Raw genomic sequence first — 16,483 nt, forward strand, 5'->3', positions numbered from 1 at the left:
ATGACAGTATCCAGCTATCTAGCGCCGGGACGTCGACCATTCATCCTTGTCTACAACAGGATTCGCCGCCCGCTGATGCGGTTCGGCCACATGGTGGCCTTCTTCTTCCGCGCCCTCAGCGGCATCCCGGTGGTGCTGCGCCAATACCCCAAGGAGTTCCTGCGTCATCTGTCCGATATCGCTTGGGGAAATGGCTCCTTGGTGGTGGGCGGCGGAACCGCGGGAGTCGCGCTGGTCCTGGGTGTTACCGCGGGTGCCCTGGTAGCCATCGAGTCGTACAACTTCCTTGACCTGCTCGGGCTGGGGCCCGCTACCGGCATCATCAGCTCACTGGCCAGTACCCGGGAGCTGGCGCCGATCATGGCCTCCCTGGCATTCGCGATGCAGGCGGGCTGCCGATTCACCGCGCAGCTGGGCTCGATGCGGATCGCCGAGGAGATCGACGCTATGGATTCGGTTGCCATTCGGCCGATTCCGTTTTTGGTGACCACCCGGCTGATGTCGGCGATCATCGCGGTGATCCCGCTGTATCTGGCCTGCCTCGCGATCAGCTACGTGTCCTGTCAGGTCATGGTGGGCATTCTCAGTGGCGGCTCGGTGGGGTCGTATCTGCACTACTTCGGCATCGGTGTCAGCGGCATCGACATCGTGTATTCGATCATCAAGACGGTTGTCTTCGTCTGGATCGCCTCGACGGTTCAGTGCTACTACGGTTTCTATGCCAGTGGCGGGCCGGAGGGCGTGGGAATCGCCGCCGGGCATGCCATGCGCGCAGCCATCACCGTCGTGGTGATGGTGAACATGCTGCTGACCATGGCGCTGTGGAGCGTGGACGCCGGCGCCAGGCTAGGCGGCTAGATGCCGAACCCCTTCGAGGTCGACGGGCGTGGCCCGTCCGGTAATCAGCTGTTGGCGCTGTCCGTTGTCACGCTGACGGCGATCGTGGCGCTCACGGGCACCATGCTGCTGAAATCTGCAGGACGGCTTAATGATTACGTGCCGGTGGTCGCCGATCTGATGAATGTCGGTGACGGGCTGCCGCAGAAGTCGGATGTGAAATACCACGGTGTGCTGGTCGGCGAGGTCGACGACGTGACCCCGGCCACCGGCAACAAACCCAACTTTGTGCGTATCAATCTGAAACCCGAGTACGCCCAGTCGATCCCGTCGACCGCCACCGCCCGGGTGGTGCCTAGCAACGTATTCGCGGTGTCCTCGGTGCAACTCGTGGACCGCGGCACCGGCGCACCTATCCGCGCCGGTGCCCACATCGCCGAGGATCAAGAGCTGCCCACGGTGCTCTTCCAGACCACAGTGAGCAAGTTGCGTGACGTCCTCAATGCCACCGGCCGTGGCCGCGATGACAATTCGGTGGGCATTCTGGCCGCGGTGGGAGCCGCCACTGACAGCCGCCGGGTCAAGCTGCTCACCGCTGGCGCGCAGCTCAACAGGCTCATCTCCCAGCTCAACGCGATCGTGGCCACCGATACCGGGCCGTCGACGGTTTCGGCACTTCTCGATGCCACCGAGGGCCTCAAACGCAGCGCCCCTGACCTGCTCGACTCGCTGCACCAGGCCGTGCAACCCATGCAGACCCTCGCCGAAAAGCGCGAGCAACTGACGTCACTGGTGCACGCCGGGCTCACCACCGTGGGCACCAACAAGCAGGCTTTTGACAACCACACGGACCAGCTCATCGGCATCACCACGGGACTCACCCCGCCCATCGGTGTCTTCGCCAAGAACGCCGATAAGTTCGTCCCGATCTTTCGGAACATCAACAAGTTGTCCCGGAACTGGTTCGAGCAGATGTGGATGGCAGACCGGGACCTCCCGCACATGCCGATCGCCGTCACCCTGGCGCCGAGCTACACCTACACCCGTGCCGACTGCCCCCGGTACGGAGAGGTGAAGGGCCCGAGCTGCTTCACCGCCCCCGAGCAGGTGGTGCGTCCAGATCTCCCCGAGACGCTGTTGCCGCAGAACTACAAGCCGCCGGCCGACCTGGCTCCCCCCGCCGGAACGGCGGTCGGCCCCAACGGAAATCTGGTCGCGGTCGGCCCGCCACGAGTCGTCCCCCCGGGCGGACCCAACCTGACCGACCCCAACCCACCGCTACCGCCGTGGCAGCCAGTCCCGCTGCCCCGGGTACCCGGTACGAATGACCCCGACGATCTGGAACCACCCCCGCCGCCGGCGGTACCACCGATACCGCCCGCGCCGGTGGCTCCCGGTGGTGTCAACGGGGCCGTTCGACCTGCCCTGGCGCCCGCTTCGTACGGCGGAAACGTCGGTCCCGTTGGTAGCCGCGGTGAGCGGGATCAACTCGGTGTGATCGCCGGTGGCTCAGCGACTTCCGCCACTCAATTGCTACTCGGCCCGGTGGCCCGGGGGAGTGCGGTGTCGTTCGTCAAGGAAGGGCCCTCATGAGATTCCGTGGTCCATTGATCGGTCTTACGGTCTTTATGACCGTGGCCCTGACGCTCGGTTGGTTGGTCTACGCCACACTGCTTCGCGAAGTCTCAGGAAGCACCACAGCGTATTCGGCGCTCTTCACCGACGTGTACGGGTTGCGCGAAGGCGACGATGTGCGCATGGCCGGTGTGCGGGTCGGTCGTGTCGAGAAGATCGAGCTGGTTGACAACGAGCAGGCCCGGGTCGGTTTCGTGGTCCAGAATGATCAGAGGCTGTACGGCAACACGATTGCCTCGGTGACGTACCAAAACATCGTGGGCCAGCGCTATTTGGGCCTATCGCCTGGGAAGTCCGGCGACCCCGCCAGCAGCACAGTACTGGCCGCGGGGGCGACGATCCCAGTGGAACGCACCGACCCGTCCTTCGACGTCACCACCCTGCTCAATGGCTATGAGCCGCTGTTCAGCACGCTCTCGCCCGAGCAGGCCGACAACTTGACCAAGGGCGTCATTCAGTCGCTGCAGGGGGACAACGCGTCCATCGTCACTTTGGTCAGCCAGACATCCATGCTGACAAAGACATTCGCGGGCCGCGACCAGGCGCTGGGCAATGCGATCACCAGCCTGAACACCGTAACCGGAAATCTTGCGCGGCAGAACGACAGCCTGGACAAGGTGCTCACCCAGACGCGTCAGATGGTGTCGGATTTGGATAGCAAGCGTCCTGCGCTGGTGTCCTCGGCGGGCTCGCTGGCCCAGACCATGCGCCGCCTGTCGAAGATCACCAATGACGTGTTTCCGTCGCTGGACGAGATGATTACCCGGCAGCCGGGATTCACCAATCACGTGGTGGGCATTGAACCGCAGTACGCGTTCCTCGGGGACAACCTGCCGATCGTGCTGAAGGGCCTGTCCCGCTTCTACTCCGAGGGCGCGTTCATCAACGTTTACATGTGCGATCTGAACATCACCGGATTCTTCCCCGGCCTGAATGACGTGATACCGATCATCGTCAACGCGGCGACCCCCGGAAACGTGGCCCAGTACAGCCCACGATGCAGGAACATGGCCAATGGCTGAGCGATCCAGGTGGCAGAAGATCAGAAACCGGCCGGTCGAGACCTACAACAAGACCTGGCTAGGATTCATCGCGATCGCGGTGATCGCAAGTCTTATCGGCGCGATGCTGCTGGTGAAGGCACTGGGCCTGGGCTACATGAGCTACACCGCCGAGTTCGTCCAGGCCGCCTCGCTACGACCGGGTCAGCCGATCACCGTGGCGGGCATCCCCGTCGGGAACATCACGAGCATGAAGCTGATGGGTGATCATGTCGAGGCCGGGCTGAAGGTCCGCGACGATATTCGTCTCGGCAAGGACACCAAGGCTTCGATCAGGGTCACCACCATCTTGGGATCGCGCTACTTGGATCTGCGTCCCAGAGGGGCAGGATCGCTGCCGGGCAAAACAATTGATCTGGCGCACACCGACGTTCCCTACGATCTGCAGGCTGCGCTGGCAGGGGCAACCAACACCTTCGATCAGGTCGATTTCGACAAGGTGGCGCAGTCCCTCAGCGTGCTGGGCACGCAGCTGCAGGGATTGCCCGATGTCGTTCCGCGTGCGATGGAAAACATCCAATCGCTGTCTTCGGTCATCGCGGATCGGCGCGATCAACTGGGCACATTGCTCAAGAGCACCGAGAAGGTGACCAGCACACTGCGGCGGCAGCAGTCCGGAATCGGAGTCCTGATCAATCAAGGGCAGGACGTCCTTGAAGAAATCGTGACGCGCCGCAACACCTTTCATGCGATGCTGCAGTCATTCACCAACCTGGTGGAACAGCTGAGCAAGGTTGTCGTCAAGGACCGGCCGCAGCTCGAGGCGATGCTCAAGACGGCGCACGAGCTCTCCGACATGCTGGGTAAGCACGACGACCTGCTGCGTAGCCTGTACCCGATTGCGCCGGTCTTGATACGCGGTATCGCCAATTCCAGCGGCACCGGGAACGCCATCGACATCAATCTGACGAACGGCCTCCTGGTCGATTCGTGGATGTGCGCGATCAGCGGGCGCGCCAAGCAATTCGGAATGATCCCGTACTTCAAGGACTGCAAGTGATAAGCAAGGACGGCAGCAAAACTCGGCTGATTGCGATCGTCGGCACATTGGCGGTACTGGCCGCAGCGATTGTCGGTGCGGGCGCGTACTGGGTGAAGTCGGCGACGGATCACATCACCTTGACCGCTCAGTTCGAGAGCGCTTCGGGTCTTTACGAATCCAATGTGGTTGCCGTGCTCGGTATGCCGGTGGGCAAGGTCACCAAGATCACTCCCATGCCGGGCTACGTGGAGGTGCAGTTCACCGTCGACAAGAACGTGCAGGTGCCCGTCGATGCGCAGGCCGTCACATTGTCGACGTCGATCCTGACCGACCGTCAGGTGGAGCTGTCACCTCCGTACCGCGGCGGTCCCACGCTGAAGGACGGCGACACCATCGGGTTGGACCACACCAAGACCCCGGTGGAGTTCGACCGCGTGTTGGGCATGCTGGACCGGCTCTCCTTGTCCCTCAAGGGAGATGGCAAGGGGCAGGGACCGGTTGCCGACATCATCGACCCCGCCGCGCGGATGGCCGACGGCAATGGGGAGAAAATCAAGGCTGGGCTTGGTGAGCTGTCAAAGGCCCTGCGTCTGAGCGCAGAGGGGGGAACGACAACCCGCGAGCAGCTGACGGCGATCATCAAGAACGTCAGTTCACTATTCGACGCGGCAGCAGCCAACGATGGCAAGCTGCGTGAATTCGCCTCCACCGTGCATCAACTGAGCCAGATCCTGGACGAGGAGGCGTTGGGCACCGGCTCAAGCGGCCGCAGGTTCAACGAACTGGTCAAGCAGGCCGGTGACATCGTCGAGGCAAATCGCGACCACCTCAAACAGACCATCCTGAATTCGAACACCGCGCTCAAGGCGGTCGTCGACAACCGGCGTGAGATCTCGGAGTGGATCGATGTCCAACCATTGGCGTGGGACAACATGTACAACGCCGTCGACCAGGACAACAAGCGGCTACGTGTCCGGTTCATGACGGACCGGCTGCTGTTCGAGAGTCAGATGGACAAGGAGATCTGCAACATGATGGGGCTGCGCCAGTTAGGTTGCAGCACAGGAACATTACAGGACTATGGGCCAGATTTCGGTTTGACCTATGTGCTGGATGGACTCGCGGCGATGGGGCAGAAGTGATGGCGGCGCGGACGGCACGGATAGCAGTGGCAATGTTGATGACTGCCGCCGTGCTCAGCGGATGCGCCACCAACGGCCTGGGCGACCTGCCGTTGCCGGCACCCGGTATCGGCGGTGGGGGTTACCGCCTCACCGCGCTGTTTTCCAATGTCCTGAATCTGCCCGGCAGCGCCAAGGTCAAACTGGCCGGTGCCGATGTGGGGCAGGTCGACGAGATGCACGTGCGCAACTTCACCGCCGTCGCCACGCTCCGGATTCTCGATGGTGTGCGACTGCCCAAGGGAAGTAGCGCTGAATTACGTTCGGCCACACCGCTCGGCGATGTCTTCGTGTCGATCCGGCCCCCTGCGGGTGCATCCACCGACGGTCCGTTACTCAAAGACGGGGACACGATCGGTCTGGACTCCACGACCGCCGCCGCGACCGTGGAGTCGGTGCTCAGCTCGGCCGCGTTGGCCTCCAATGGCGGTGCGGTGCGGAACCTGACCAACGTTGTCAATGGCTTCGGTAAGGCCACCGGTGATCAGGGCCGAGCCTTCGGAGATCTGATCAACGACTCTAATCAGCTACTGGTAACGCTGAACTCGCGCTCGGCGCAGATCTCCGAGGCCCTCACGCAGACATCGCAATTGGCGGACCAGTTAGATGCCAAGAATCAGGTGGTCACCGACATCGTGAGGGCGGCCGGGCCGGCGACGGAGACGCTGGCGGCCAACACCGCACAACTGTCCGAACTACTGCTGATGATGGGTGACACCACGCGTCAGCTGCAGAAGTTCCCGTCGATCGCCGGTACCGATACCAGCGGCCGTAGCATCATCGCCGACGCGAACACGGTCGCCAAGGCCTGGAATGACGTGGCACTTGACCCCGATACCAGCCTGGCGGCATTCAACCGAATTTTTCCCTCGGCCATCAAAGCGACTGCGGGAAACTCGCTTTCACTGAATGCGGCTATTGACCAGCTGGTACTCGGTTCGATACCTGACGCGGGCTCCTACGCCGATATCGGAACACACGGGCCCAAGCGCTATAACTGGGCGCAGCTGGCAGGCTCGGTCAAGTACACGTTGTGGCGCCTGCAGGAACGCGTCGTCGGCAAGGGCGCCTTCGGCCAAGACATTCCGGTGCGTCCCAGTCCCACCGAACCGGGAGTCATCGAAACGGTCCCGCCCGCGGCGCCTACCCCGGGAACAGGGCGATGATCAACGCCGTCGCGAATGCCGTGGTCGGTGCGGTGCGCGCCGGTCACCGCCGGAAGTCGGCGCTGTCGACAGTGGCGCTGGCGTTGACCTTGGTGCTGGCAGTGACGTATCTGTGCGTCGGGGCATTGCGCGCCAACCCCTTTGCGTCGACGTACCAAGTCACGGTGAAACTGAGTGAATCGGGTGGTCTGCTGCCGCGTCAGGATGTCGCGCTGCGCGGCGTCAAGATCGGCACCGTACGGTCGCTGCAGATCACCCCGCGGGGGGTTGAAGCGACGGCCGAAATTCTGTCGAAGTACAAGATCCCGGCCGCAGCCAAGGTGCGCGTCACCGGCCTTTCCGCCGCCGGCGAGCAGTACCTCAACTTCGAAGGTAAGCCGGGCCAGCAAGGCCCGTATCTCCAGGACGGCAGTGTGATTGCCGACGGCGTGCAGGTTCCGGTCACGCTGGCCAAGCTGTTGGCCGATGCGGACGGTCTGCTGGCGCAGGTGGACCCGAAGAAGCTTGAGCTCATCAAGAAGGAACTGAGCCTGAGCAAGGAGGGGCCGCGCAAGCTCACCGAGATCATCGACGGTGGCACGTTCCTGCTGAGCACCCTGGACTCGGTGCTACCGGAGACCACCAGCCTGCTCAAGACCAGCCGCGTGGTGCTGACCCTGGCCGCAGACAAGAGTGCGGGGATCAAGGCAACTGCGGACAGCCTGGGACGGACGCTGCGCGGTGTGGAGAAGATGCAGAACGGATACCGCACCCTGATCGACCAAACGCCGAAAACCCTGAGCGCCGTCGATAACCTCTTCAACGACAACTCCGACACCATGGTGCAGCTGCTCGCGAGCCTGGCCTCGACATCACAGATGCTCTACGTGCGTACACCTGCCATCAATGCGTTCTTCCCCAACTACCGGGGATCTACCTTCGGCGCAATCGCGGATACCATGCGCGACAACGGTATCTGGGTGACCGCCGATCTGTATCCGCGGTATGCCTGTGACTACGGCACCCCGAGGGTCCCGCCGTCTTCGGCTGATTTCCCCGAACCGCCCGTGCATACCTACTGCGCCGATGATGATCCGGCGGTGCTGATTCGCGGCGCCAAGAATGCCCCGCGGCCTGCGGGAGACGATACCGCTGGTCCGCCCGCGGGAGCAGACCTCGGAAAGACCACCGATCCCACCCCCAAGGGCAGGTTCACCATCCCGACTCCCCCGGGCGGCCCGACGCTGCCCATCGAACCTCCGCGGTGATCGAGACACGCGGTGGGAGCGACACATGGGTGACGAAAACGACGCGACCGCAGCGCGAAAGCGCCTGCCCAGGGGGCAGGGCTGGCAGCTGCGCCAGCAGATCATCGACACAGCAATGGATCTCATCCTCAGGTCCGGGGAGGCACGTGCCCCGTCGGCGCGCGAATTGACGCGTGCCCTGGGAATCACGGCGCCCTCGCTGTACCGACACTTTTCGAGCACCGACGAATTGGCGGACGCCTTGTCCGCACGGTACTTCGAACAGCTTGGAGAGGTGCTGCAGCGCGCGACCCTCAACATCTCCACGGCATTGGAGCGGCTGCAGGCGCTGGGCCTGGCCTACGTGCGGTACGCCGCGGAGCATCCGCTGTTGTATCGGTTCGCGACCGCAAGCCCTCCGCGTCTCGGTGCCGAATCCGACGAGATACTCAGCAGCTCAGCTTTTCTGCATCTACGCGGTGTTGTTCAGGAACTCGTAGACGAAGAGAGATTTCCCCGGGGTAATACCCTGGGATCGGCGCTGCAGCTATGGGCCACCACGCACGGTGTCGCCTCGCTGCTGGTGACGAGGCCGCACCTACCGTGGGGCGAGCAGGAAGTGTTCGCGTCCCGAACCCTGCGCGCCGCCTATCTCGGATATGCACTGGCAGAGGTCCCGCCCCGCGCGGACAGCGGTGATGAGTAGAGCTACTTAGTGCCGTGAGAAACCCCTACGCGCGGCGGTAGGTCTACGTCTTCATCTCGTATTGCGCGGCCAGCACGCTAAGAGGCATGACAGATCCACAGTTGCAGCAGATGACCGCGACACTGGACGAACTCGACGGGCGCGAACGTGCGTTGCGCACCGAGCTCGACGCGTTGCGTGGCCGGATGGTCGAATGGACCCAAGCCGAATACGTGAAGGCACAGCAGTATTGGGATGACTACCGGCGCACCCAGGGGGCCGCGTCGCCCGTCGTGCCCGTTCCCGCGGCAGCCCCTGTGCCGCCTGTACGGGTGCCGGTGGCGACGGGCCCGACTCGGGCCATGCCGTCCCAGCGGGAACCCGTGTGGATGCGCGAAGGATTCGCGAGTAAGGCGATGGCCTTCGCGGGCGCGGTGGTGACACTGGCCGGGGTGGTCATGCTGCTGGTGCTGGCCGCCAAGAGCGGGTATTTCGGTCCGATACCGCGCATGGCGTCCGGTGCCGTTCTCGCCGGTGGGCTGGTGGGCCTGGGAATTCGGGTGTACTCGCGGCCCGGTGGCCGAACCGGCGGTATTGCCACGGCGGCAACAGGATTTGCGGCGGCGTTCTTCGACGTGTTGGCACTCACGGTGATCTACGACAAGATTCCGGTGGTGGCGGGCCTGGTCCTCGGGCTGACCATCGCGGGTGCAGGCCTGGTGCTGGCCCGGCAATGGAACTCTCAGGCCTTCGCCGTGGGTGTGGTCGCCGCGATCGCGGTGCTGGCCCCGTTCCTGACCGAGGGGTTCACAGTGGAACTCGCCGCCTTCGCGTTGGTGCTGTTGATCGCGAGCCTGCCCGCCCAGATTGGGCGGAATTGGCCTGTCCTGCATGCTTTCCGGACGGTGAGTGTGACGCTGACGCTGCTGGCGGCGGTTTACGGGTGCCACGGAGCATCGCGCGCCCTGCTCGTGATGGCGGTACTGGCGCTGCTGGTCACCCTGGTGGGCTCGTTGTGGTTGCTTACCGGTGATTACGATGACCTCACCGCATCGGTGATGATCGCCGTCGCCTCTGCGCCGGTTCTCTATGGCGCCCTGTCATTTTCGGCGTGGCCGCTGGGTGTGCTGGTGCCTGTTGGTGTCGCCGCGATGATGGGTGCGGTGTTGCTGTTGGTCGGTGGGCTTCCGGCGCACGCGCGCATCGTCATGGCTGCGGTGGCGGGACTGGCCCTGCTGCAGGCGTCGGTCGACGGAGCTCGGGGCGGCGTGCTGGCGGTGGTATTGCTGGCGATTGCACTGTCCTTCTGCGCCATCGGATACCAAGTGCGGGATCGTGTCTCGCTGGTACTGGGACAGGTGTTCGGTGCGCTGGGCGGCGCGGTCTACCTCGCGTACGTACCGCCGGCGCTGCTCACCGACTCGTCCGCCGCGGTACGGCAGGCGGGTCCGCTGCTGGTCGTCGCCAGCGTGCTCATGGCGGTCACGGTTGGCCTGGTGTTGGCGGCCATGCACCGGGTTGGTTGGGTGAGCCCACCGTCTGCGCCGACGTACGGTGTGCTGGCCGGAGCGTCGATGTTGTACTCCGGCACGGCGGCGATCGTGCTCTCGGGGACCGCGCTGCTGGGCAACAATGACGGGTTCCTGCTGGGCCACGGCCTGGCGACGGTGTCCTGGATGGTTGTCTCGGTGACTCTGCTGCTCGCCGGTCTGCGCCGCTACCGCGACCAGAGCTGGTTTACCCGAGCAGGATTCGTGCTCGCCGCGATGGCGGTGGCCAAGCTTTTCCTGTTCGACCTCGCGACCCTCGACGGTATCGCCCGGATCGGCGCGTTCATCGTCACCGGACTGTTACTGCTGGGCGGCGGCACGCTCTATGCGCGTGAGTACGCAACCCGCGGCGATAGCTAAGCGACCCGATCTCGGTGCGGAGGTGTGTATCCCACCCTCTGCACCGAGACCACGCTCAGTCGGTGGCTAAGCCAAAGGTGCTTTCGAGGGACCTTGTTCGCTCTGCCGCCAGTAATCGTGCATCCCGTCCATACGCATCGCTGCCAACGTCAGGGGAACCCATTTCGAGTTCTGCGGCGTCGGCGTAAGAGGTATCCAAGAGGTCGTGGAAGACCTGCCATTGGTCACCTACGTCTTGGACGGAGTAGATGCCGGCGATGAAATCCTCCGCAGAGAGCGTGCCTTGTGCGTATGCGGACGACAGATCGCGGATCCTGCGTGCTAAATCGGCTTGTTTGGTGAGGTATTCAGGGTCTGGTGAGCCAAGCTCGATAAGCTTGCCGTAGCGCTCCTCAAGGAGGGGAATTCGTTCTTCGATCAAACGCCGCCGCATCTCCGCCTCGGAGATCACGTGCGTTTCGGCGGGATCGGTGGGTTGGTACGCAGGTACGTAGTCTTCGAGATCCGTGAACATGTCGCGTACCGTCGGGTCGTCCACGGCCGCACCGGTAATGAATCTGGATCGCAGCGACATGAAGTTTCGGGTATAGATTCTCGCAGTAATCGTTCCGCCGAGATACTGCCCGATCAGTTTCCCTAGCGCGGCAAAAAAGGTGGTTTCCTCGGTGTGGTGAGCCTCATGCGTCATGTCACCAAAACCTTCCGCCGCTAAGTAATCCCTGGTATTGCTGGGGGGTCATTTCCCAGCACGACCAAAACTCGCCATTCGGCCTCTGCATGACCATCTTTCGCGTGACTGGGTTGTAGGTAACCACTGCTGGCCCTTGTCCATGGTAGTCGGGCACGCTGATCCTCTTATTCGCAGGATCACCAAGGAATCCCTCAATTGATTTCTGAAATTTTTCCAGGTTCTCTTTGTTTCGGTTTCCTTCGATTCCAAACATGTCCTTGGCATGTGAATCAAATTTTTTGTCTAGGTTGCTCTTCTTGTATGTGACTTGGAGTTTGGGAGGTTCCGGCGTTTTGGTCTTGCCCGGGCGCAAGGCCTTGGGGAGTTTGGCCGCCAACTCCTCCATCGTCCCTTTGAGTTTGGTGACCCCTTCGGTGATCCTTCGGCCCGTCTTGGAGAGTTTGGCCGCGGTGGCAACTGCCTCAATAAACTTCTTGATCTTCTCGGCGGTCTTTGTGATGCGCCAAGCGGCAACGCCAGCGCCCGCCGCACTGGCGATGCCGGCAGTGACGAACGATAGAGCTATTCCTATCGCTACGGAAGCAGCTTGCTCAATGAGCATCTGCTCAACGGCGTCCTTGATGTCTTGACGTAGTTTGTCCAGTGTTGCCTTGAAGTCCCCGCAGCTCGGACCAATGGCGTCTACTGCCTTGCCTATCTCGATGACAGAGTTTTGGATCTCGCCGTACTCAGCTTCGATGAGATCGATCTCTGGGCTTTTGTCTTCGACGATGGTGTCTCGTCCTGCAGCCAACACATCGATTGCCGCGTGTAAATCGTTGTTGGCAAAGCTCTTCCAGGCGGATTGAGCGGTTTCGAGCTTCCCTGTATCCCCATTGGGAATCGGAATACCGACTTCACCAACGAGATCGATGACGCCTTGGAGCCCTGCCCCCGAATCGCCGATCGCTGACGGTGGTGCGGCCGCCTGTACTGTGGTCGGTTGCCCTTCATCGGCACGTTCTTCACCCGGAAGAGTTCCCTTGAGCCCGTCGGACTCGCCCCAGTTGTAGGCGGTTTGCTTTAGCCGGGCGGAAAAGCTGACAAGTGCTGCGGTGGTGCTGTTGATGCCCTCGATGATGCCTTTGGCGGCTTCGTCGTACTCAGCGCCCCACTGCTTTCCGGCGATATCGCTGCCGGCCATCGAATCGGTGCCTTCGAGGGCAAGGGTGAGGGCGCTGGCGCCTTGGGCCAGAAATTTTGAGGCATCGTCAGCGTCGCGGGCGATGCTGAAATAGTTGCGATAGACGATCTCGGTAGGCATCAGTCAAACATCGATCTGTTGATCGCACGCGCGTCGTCATAAGCCTGCCCGACTCCGGTCAGCCATTTCGACATCTCGCCGAGTACGTCCTTCAGTTCTGACGCGGCTTTCAGCCATTCCCGTGTGTTCTCGCGGAACTGATCGCCGGCCACACCCTGAAAAGATTGTTCAGATCTGTCGACCTCCGCCGTAACCTTATGCACTGCCTCGGCGACTTGATCTGAATACTCGGTCAGAGTCCTCGATGTGTTGTCGATGTGCTCTCTGTCAAACACGAGTCTGTCGATCATGTGCTGGTCTGCCCTTCGACGCCAGAAATGCCTGTGGCAGTTGCCTGTTCTTGCGCGAGGTAGGCCTCGACGTTGTTGATGATCTTCTGAGGTATCTCGTCCAGGTGCTTCAAGATCTTCTCTGCCTGCGATACCAGAGCCTCGTACTGGTCATCGAACTCGTCGGCGCGATTACCCAGCCACCCCTCCTTCAGGACGGATGCCGCGCTATCGAGCGCTTGCCACCCCTTCTTGGAGGCATCCGCCATCGCGCGGACAACCGACGCGGTGATGTGCAGGTCATCACTATCAATGAGCACGATTCGTCAGCCTCCCCTGGATATGGCGAAACCCTAACCGGGGCAAACCAAGATCGCCACCCGTGCCGGGATGACATGTACGAACGCCAAAGCCGAGTACTGCCGTACCTGAATGCCATCTCGGCAGGTATGGCGAGAGCGCACGAAGAACCCCGCAGGGGCGTCGCTAAATGCGGCGCCCCTCGCGGCGTAGCAGGTCCTGGGCACTGACACTGCCACCACGGCTGCGGCGAGTGGCCTCGTCGGCCTCCTGCTGCTGTTGCGGTGTGCGAGTCTGCCCGGGTGCTGGCAGCGCCTCTGTCGCATCGGCAGACGGCGCAGCAGGCTGTTGTTCGGTCTGGGGACGCTGAGCCCGCGGCGGGCCCTGTCGCTGGGCATCCGGGGTGGCGATGGGCATGGCCGTCGTCGCGTCTTCAGCCGGTGTGCCGCTGGCGCGGTTCGGCTGCGCCGGCTGAGGCTTTGACGCAGGCTTGGACACCGGGATCGCGGTGGTCGCGTCGCCCGCCTCGGCGGACGGCGCGGATCCGGGCTGCTTGGGCCCGCGCAGCTCGCCGAGCCAGGATTCGATCTCGCGGTCGGCATTGCGACGGTCCGGGCGGTGCGTCCCGGCGATGCTGCTGCGGGTGGTCGGTGCATCCGGGCCGGCCGGGTTGCCACCTGGTACAGCGGTGGTGGGCGCATCGGTGGGAGCAACGTTCTTGCCGGGCAACGTCATCCGCGTCGTTGCGGGTGCGTCTCCACTGTCGGTGCCCGCCAGGTTGACCGGTGTGGTCGGGGGAGCGGCGGGGGGCGGAGTCGGCCGCACCGGAGCAGACGGATCGTGCTGACGCGGCGTGGGTGTGGAGGGCAGCCGGGTGCGCTCGGAGGCGATCGGCAGCTTGGTGGTGCGGGCGTTGGAGCCGACCGGAGACGAGGCCGCGGCGATGGCCTGTTCGCGGCCGGTCGGACGCTTGCGCTCGTCGGGCAGGGTGACCTCGCCCAGGCCGAGCTTGACCTGGATCCGCTTCATCCACGCCGGAGCCCACCAGCAGTCGTCCCCGAGCAGCTTCATGACGGCCGGGATGAGCAGCATGCGGACCACGGTGGCGTCCAGGATGAGCGCGGCGATGAGGCCGAATGCCAGGTACTTCATCATCACCAGATCGGAGAAGGCGAAACCGCCCGCCACGACGATCAGAATCAGGGCGGCGGCGGTGATGATGCGTCCGGTGTTGGCGGTACCCACCCGCACGGCTTCGGTGGTCGATAGCCCTTGATGGCGCGCCTCGATCATGCGCGACATCAAGAAGACCTCGTAGTCACTGGACAGGCCGTAGATGACGACGATGATCAACACGATGACCGGCGCTGTCAGCGGTGTCGGGGTGAAGTTCAGCCACTTGGAGAAGTGCCCGTCGACGAATATCCACGTCAGGATGCCCATCGTGGAGCCCAGGCCGAGGGCGCTCATCACGGCGGCCTTGATAGGCAACACCAGCGAGCCGAAGGCCAGGAACATCAGGATCGTGGTGACGCTGATCAAAATCACGATGACAAACGGGAGCTTGTCGAAGACGGTGTCGATGGAGTCTTGCTCAAGCGCTGGCGTGCCACCGACATACATCGTGACGCCCTTGGGCACGGATATCGCCCGGAGCTCTTTGACCTTGGCCCCGGCGGTATCGCGATTGATCAAGGCATTCTGGATGACCTTGACGCTGGTGTCCCCGTCGGTCTTGACGGACTGACGGCGCTGCCACATCTGGGTCTTGTCCCCGCCGGGCTCAACGAACCCCGGGACCTTCATGGCGTCGGCACGAATCTGATTGAGCTGCGAATCGGTCGCGCCCTTGGTGACGATGGTGATGGTCTCGGTGCGGAAGCCGGGGAAGAGCTTATCGAAGTCCTCCTGCGCCATACGAACGGAATTCGTTGGCGGCAGGTACTTTTCGCTGAATCCGCCGAGCTTCAGATTGCCCAGCGGGATGATCAGCAGCAGCATCACGATGACGATCGGCACGGCGAACACCAACGGCCGTTGCATCACGAAGACAACGGTGCGTCCCCAGAAGCCGTTCTCCAGCTCCTCGCGAGACTTGGTGCGGCTGAACCGCTTGATGCTCAATGCGTCGACGTGGCGCCCGAGAACACCGAGGCAGGCCGGCAGCACCGTGACCGCCAGAATCGCGGCGAGCAGCACCGAGGCGATACCCGCGTAGGTCAGGGACCTCAGGAACTGCTGGGGCACGATCAGCATCGGCATCAGGGCCGCCGCGATCAGCGTCGCGGAGAAAATGACGGTACGACCTGAGGTGATGACGGTGCGGCGGACCGCGGTCTCGGTGTCGTAACCCTCCGCGATCTCTTCTCGGAACCGGCTCACGATGAACAGCGAGTAGTCGATGGCGATACCCAGGCCGATCAGCGTGACCACCGGCTGGGCGAAGAAGTGCACCGGAGCGAAGAGCGTGATCAGTCGCATGATGCCCAGGGCGCCGGCGATGGTCAGACCGCCGACCATCAGAGGCAGGCCGGCGGCGATCACACCGCCGAAGACGAAGAAAAGCACGACGGCCATGACGGGCAGCGACAGGACCTCCATGCGCTGCTGGTCCTTGCCGATGGTTCCGGTCAGCTCGCTGGCCACGGGCTGCAGACCGGCCAACTGGATGTCCACGCCGTCCATCAGGAACTTGTTCTTGGCGGGGTCATCGTCCTTGTCGGGGTTCGACAGGGCCTTGTAGTTGTTGAGGATGGTGTCGTCGTCGTCGCCCTTGAGGCTGATCGAGACGAAGGTGTGCTTCCGGTCGTCGGTCACCATCCGCTTGACGGTGGGGTCGGTGGTGGTGGGGGCGCGTAGCCAGCCGGCCCAGCCGTAGATCTGGTCGGGGTTGTCCTTCTGCAGCTGATCGAAGTGGTCGATGACCTTCTTCTGGAAGGCGGGATCGTCGACCGTCTTGCCGTCGGGCGCGGCGATGACGGCCACCACGTGGGTGGTTCGGTCACGCCCCAGCGCGTCGTCGGCCATGACAGAGGCCTTGACCGACTCGCTGTTGTCGGCGAAGAAACCGCTCTGCGTCACGTGGTCGCCGAGCGTGATCCCGAAAAGCCCGGAACCCAGGCAGACCGTGACGAACGCGGCAACGACGATGAACCGATACCGGTACACCATTCGGCCCCACCAGGCGAACACAGAATCTCCTAACTAGCGTCTCTCACGCGCTGGGTCCTCATGTCA

14 protein-coding genes are annotated in these 16,483 nt (G+C 63.0%); 9 read left to right on the plus strand and 5 right to left on the minus strand.

Annotated elements, in window-relative coordinates:
* The 9 genes from B4393_RS08575 (at position 1) to B4393_RS08615 (ending at position 10,683) form a co-directional block, all read left to right on the plus strand.
* The gene (locus B4393_RS08575) at positions 1 to 858 is read left to right on the plus strand and encodes an MlaE family ABC transporter permease (RefSeq protein ID WP_078333752.1); all 858 of its coding nucleotides are present in this window, start codon (positions 1 to 3) and stop codon (positions 856 to 858) included.
* Positions 859 to 2,430, plus strand: coding sequence for an MlaD family protein (locus tag B4393_RS08580; protein WP_078333753.1), 1,572 nt, complete (start codon positions 859 to 861; stop codon positions 2,428 to 2,430).
* On the plus strand, positions 2,427 to 3,494 hold the full coding sequence (locus B4393_RS08585) for an MlaD family protein (RefSeq protein ID WP_078333754.1): 1,068 nt from the start codon (positions 2,427 to 2,429) through the stop codon (positions 3,492 to 3,494). The genes B4393_RS08580 and B4393_RS08585 overlap by 4 nt, the downstream gene beginning before the upstream one ends.
* A complete protein-coding gene (locus B4393_RS08590) occupies positions 3,487 to 4,533 on the plus strand; it encodes an MlaD family protein (RefSeq protein ID WP_078333755.1) in 1,047 nt (348 codons plus the stop codon). Before B4393_RS08585 ends, B4393_RS08590 begins: the two co-directional genes overlap by 8 nt.
* Positions 4,533 to 5,657 carry an MlaD family protein gene (locus B4393_RS08595; protein WP_078333980.1) on the plus strand — a complete coding sequence of 375 codons (1,125 nt, stop codon included), beginning with the start codon at positions 4,533 to 4,535 and terminating at the stop codon, positions 5,655 to 5,657. Before B4393_RS08590 ends, B4393_RS08595 begins: the two co-directional genes overlap by 1 nt.
* Positions 5,657 to 6,862: an MlaD family protein gene (locus tag B4393_RS08600; RefSeq protein ID WP_078333756.1), complete on the plus strand. Its 1,206-nt coding sequence runs from the start codon at positions 5,657 to 5,659 to the stop codon at positions 6,860 to 6,862. Before B4393_RS08595 ends, B4393_RS08600 begins: the two co-directional genes overlap by 1 nt.
* The gene (locus B4393_RS08605; RefSeq protein WP_078333757.1) at positions 6,859 to 8,109 is read left to right on the plus strand and encodes an MlaD family protein; all 1,251 of its coding nucleotides are present in this window, start codon (positions 6,859 to 6,861) and stop codon (positions 8,107 to 8,109) included. The genes B4393_RS08600 and B4393_RS08605 overlap by 4 nt, the downstream gene beginning before the upstream one ends.
* A gap of 25 nt (positions 8,110 to 8,134) precedes the next feature.
* Positions 8,135 to 8,794 (plus strand): TetR/AcrR family transcriptional regulator, encoded by a 660-nt coding sequence (locus B4393_RS08610; protein WP_078333758.1) that lies wholly within the window; start codon positions 8,135 to 8,137, stop codon positions 8,792 to 8,794.
* A gap of 86 nt (positions 8,795 to 8,880) precedes the next feature.
* The gene (locus B4393_RS08615; RefSeq protein ID WP_078333759.1) at positions 8,881 to 10,683 is read left to right on the plus strand and encodes a DUF2339 domain-containing protein; all 1,803 of its coding nucleotides are present in this window, start codon (positions 8,881 to 8,883) and stop codon (positions 10,681 to 10,683) included.
* A gap of 55 nt (positions 10,684 to 10,738) precedes the next feature.
* On the opposite strand, the gene B4393_RS08620 is transcribed toward B4393_RS08615, so the two are convergent.
* From B4393_RS08620 to mmpL3, 5 genes are all read right to left on the minus strand, one after another.
* Positions 10,739 to 11,371, minus strand: a complete 633-nt coding sequence (locus B4393_RS08620) for a hypothetical protein (protein WP_078333760.1) — start codon at positions 11,369 to 11,371, stop codon at positions 10,739 to 10,741.
* Position 11,372: 1 nt separating this feature from the next.
* Complete coding sequence (locus B4393_RS08625; RefSeq protein WP_078333761.1) at positions 11,373 to 12,677, minus strand: colicin D domain-containing protein; 1,305 nt, start codon at positions 12,675 to 12,677, stop codon at positions 11,373 to 11,375.
* On the minus strand, positions 12,677 to 12,967 hold the full coding sequence (locus B4393_RS08630; RefSeq protein ID WP_078333762.1) for a WXG100 family type VII secretion target: 291 nt from the start codon (positions 12,965 to 12,967) through the stop codon (positions 12,677 to 12,679). Before B4393_RS08630 ends, B4393_RS08625 begins: the two co-directional genes overlap by 1 nt.
* Complete coding sequence (locus tag B4393_RS08635; protein ID WP_078333763.1) at positions 12,964 to 13,266, minus strand: WXG100 family type VII secretion target; 303 nt, start codon at positions 13,264 to 13,266, stop codon at positions 12,964 to 12,966. Before B4393_RS08635 ends, B4393_RS08630 begins: the two co-directional genes overlap by 4 nt.
* 166 nt (positions 13,267 to 13,432) lie before the next feature.
* On the minus strand, positions 13,433 to 16,438 hold the full coding sequence (gene mmpL3 / locus B4393_RS08640) for a trehalose monomycolate exporter MmpL3 (protein WP_078333764.1): 3,006 nt from the start codon (positions 16,436 to 16,438) through the stop codon (positions 13,433 to 13,435).
* Between the last annotated feature and the right edge of the window lie 45 nt (positions 16,439 to 16,483).

It is taken from the genome of Mycobacteroides franklinii (assembly GCF_002013895.1).
In the GTDB taxonomy this organism is placed as follows: Bacteria; Actinomycetota; Actinomycetes; order Mycobacteriales; family Mycobacteriaceae; genus Mycobacterium; species Mycobacterium franklinii.

Excerpts from the sequence above, each read along its gene's own strand:
- B4393_RS08575 (WP_078333752.1), top strand. The coding sequence starts at position 1 with ATGACAGTATCCAGCTATCTAGCGCCGGGACGTCGACCATTCATCCTT.
- B4393_RS08590 (WP_078333755.1), top strand. The coding sequence starts at position 3,487 with ATGGCTGAGCGATCCAGGTGGCAGAAGATCAGAAACCGGCCGGTCGAG.
- B4393_RS08580 (WP_078333753.1), top strand. The coding sequence starts at position 859 with ATGCCGAACCCCTTCGAGGTCGACGGGCGTGGCCCGTCCGGTAATCAG.
- B4393_RS08615 (WP_078333759.1), top strand. The coding sequence starts at position 8,881 with ATGACAGATCCACAGTTGCAGCAGATGACCGCGACACTGGACGAACTC.
- B4393_RS08630 (WP_078333762.1), bottom strand. The coding sequence starts at position 12,967 with ATGATCGACAGACTCGTGTTTGACAGAGAGCACATCGACAACACATCG.
- B4393_RS08610 (WP_078333758.1), top strand. The coding sequence starts at position 8,135 with ATGGGTGACGAAAACGACGCGACCGCAGCGCGAAAGCGCCTGCCCAGG.
- B4393_RS08600 (WP_078333756.1), top strand. The coding sequence starts at position 5,657 with ATGGCGGCGCGGACGGCACGGATAGCAGTGGCAATGTTGATGACTGCC.
- B4393_RS08625 (WP_078333761.1), bottom strand. The coding sequence starts at position 12,677 with ATGCCTACCGAGATCGTCTATCGCAACTATTTCAGCATCGCCCGCGAC.
- B4393_RS08620 (WP_078333760.1), bottom strand. The coding sequence starts at position 11,371 with ATGACGCATGAGGCTCACCACACCGAGGAAACCACCTTTTTTGCCGCG.
- B4393_RS08605 (WP_078333757.1), top strand. The coding sequence starts at position 6,859 with ATGATCAACGCCGTCGCGAATGCCGTGGTCGGTGCGGTGCGCGCCGGT.
- B4393_RS08585 (WP_078333754.1), top strand. The coding sequence starts at position 2,427 with ATGAGATTCCGTGGTCCATTGATCGGTCTTACGGTCTTTATGACCGTG.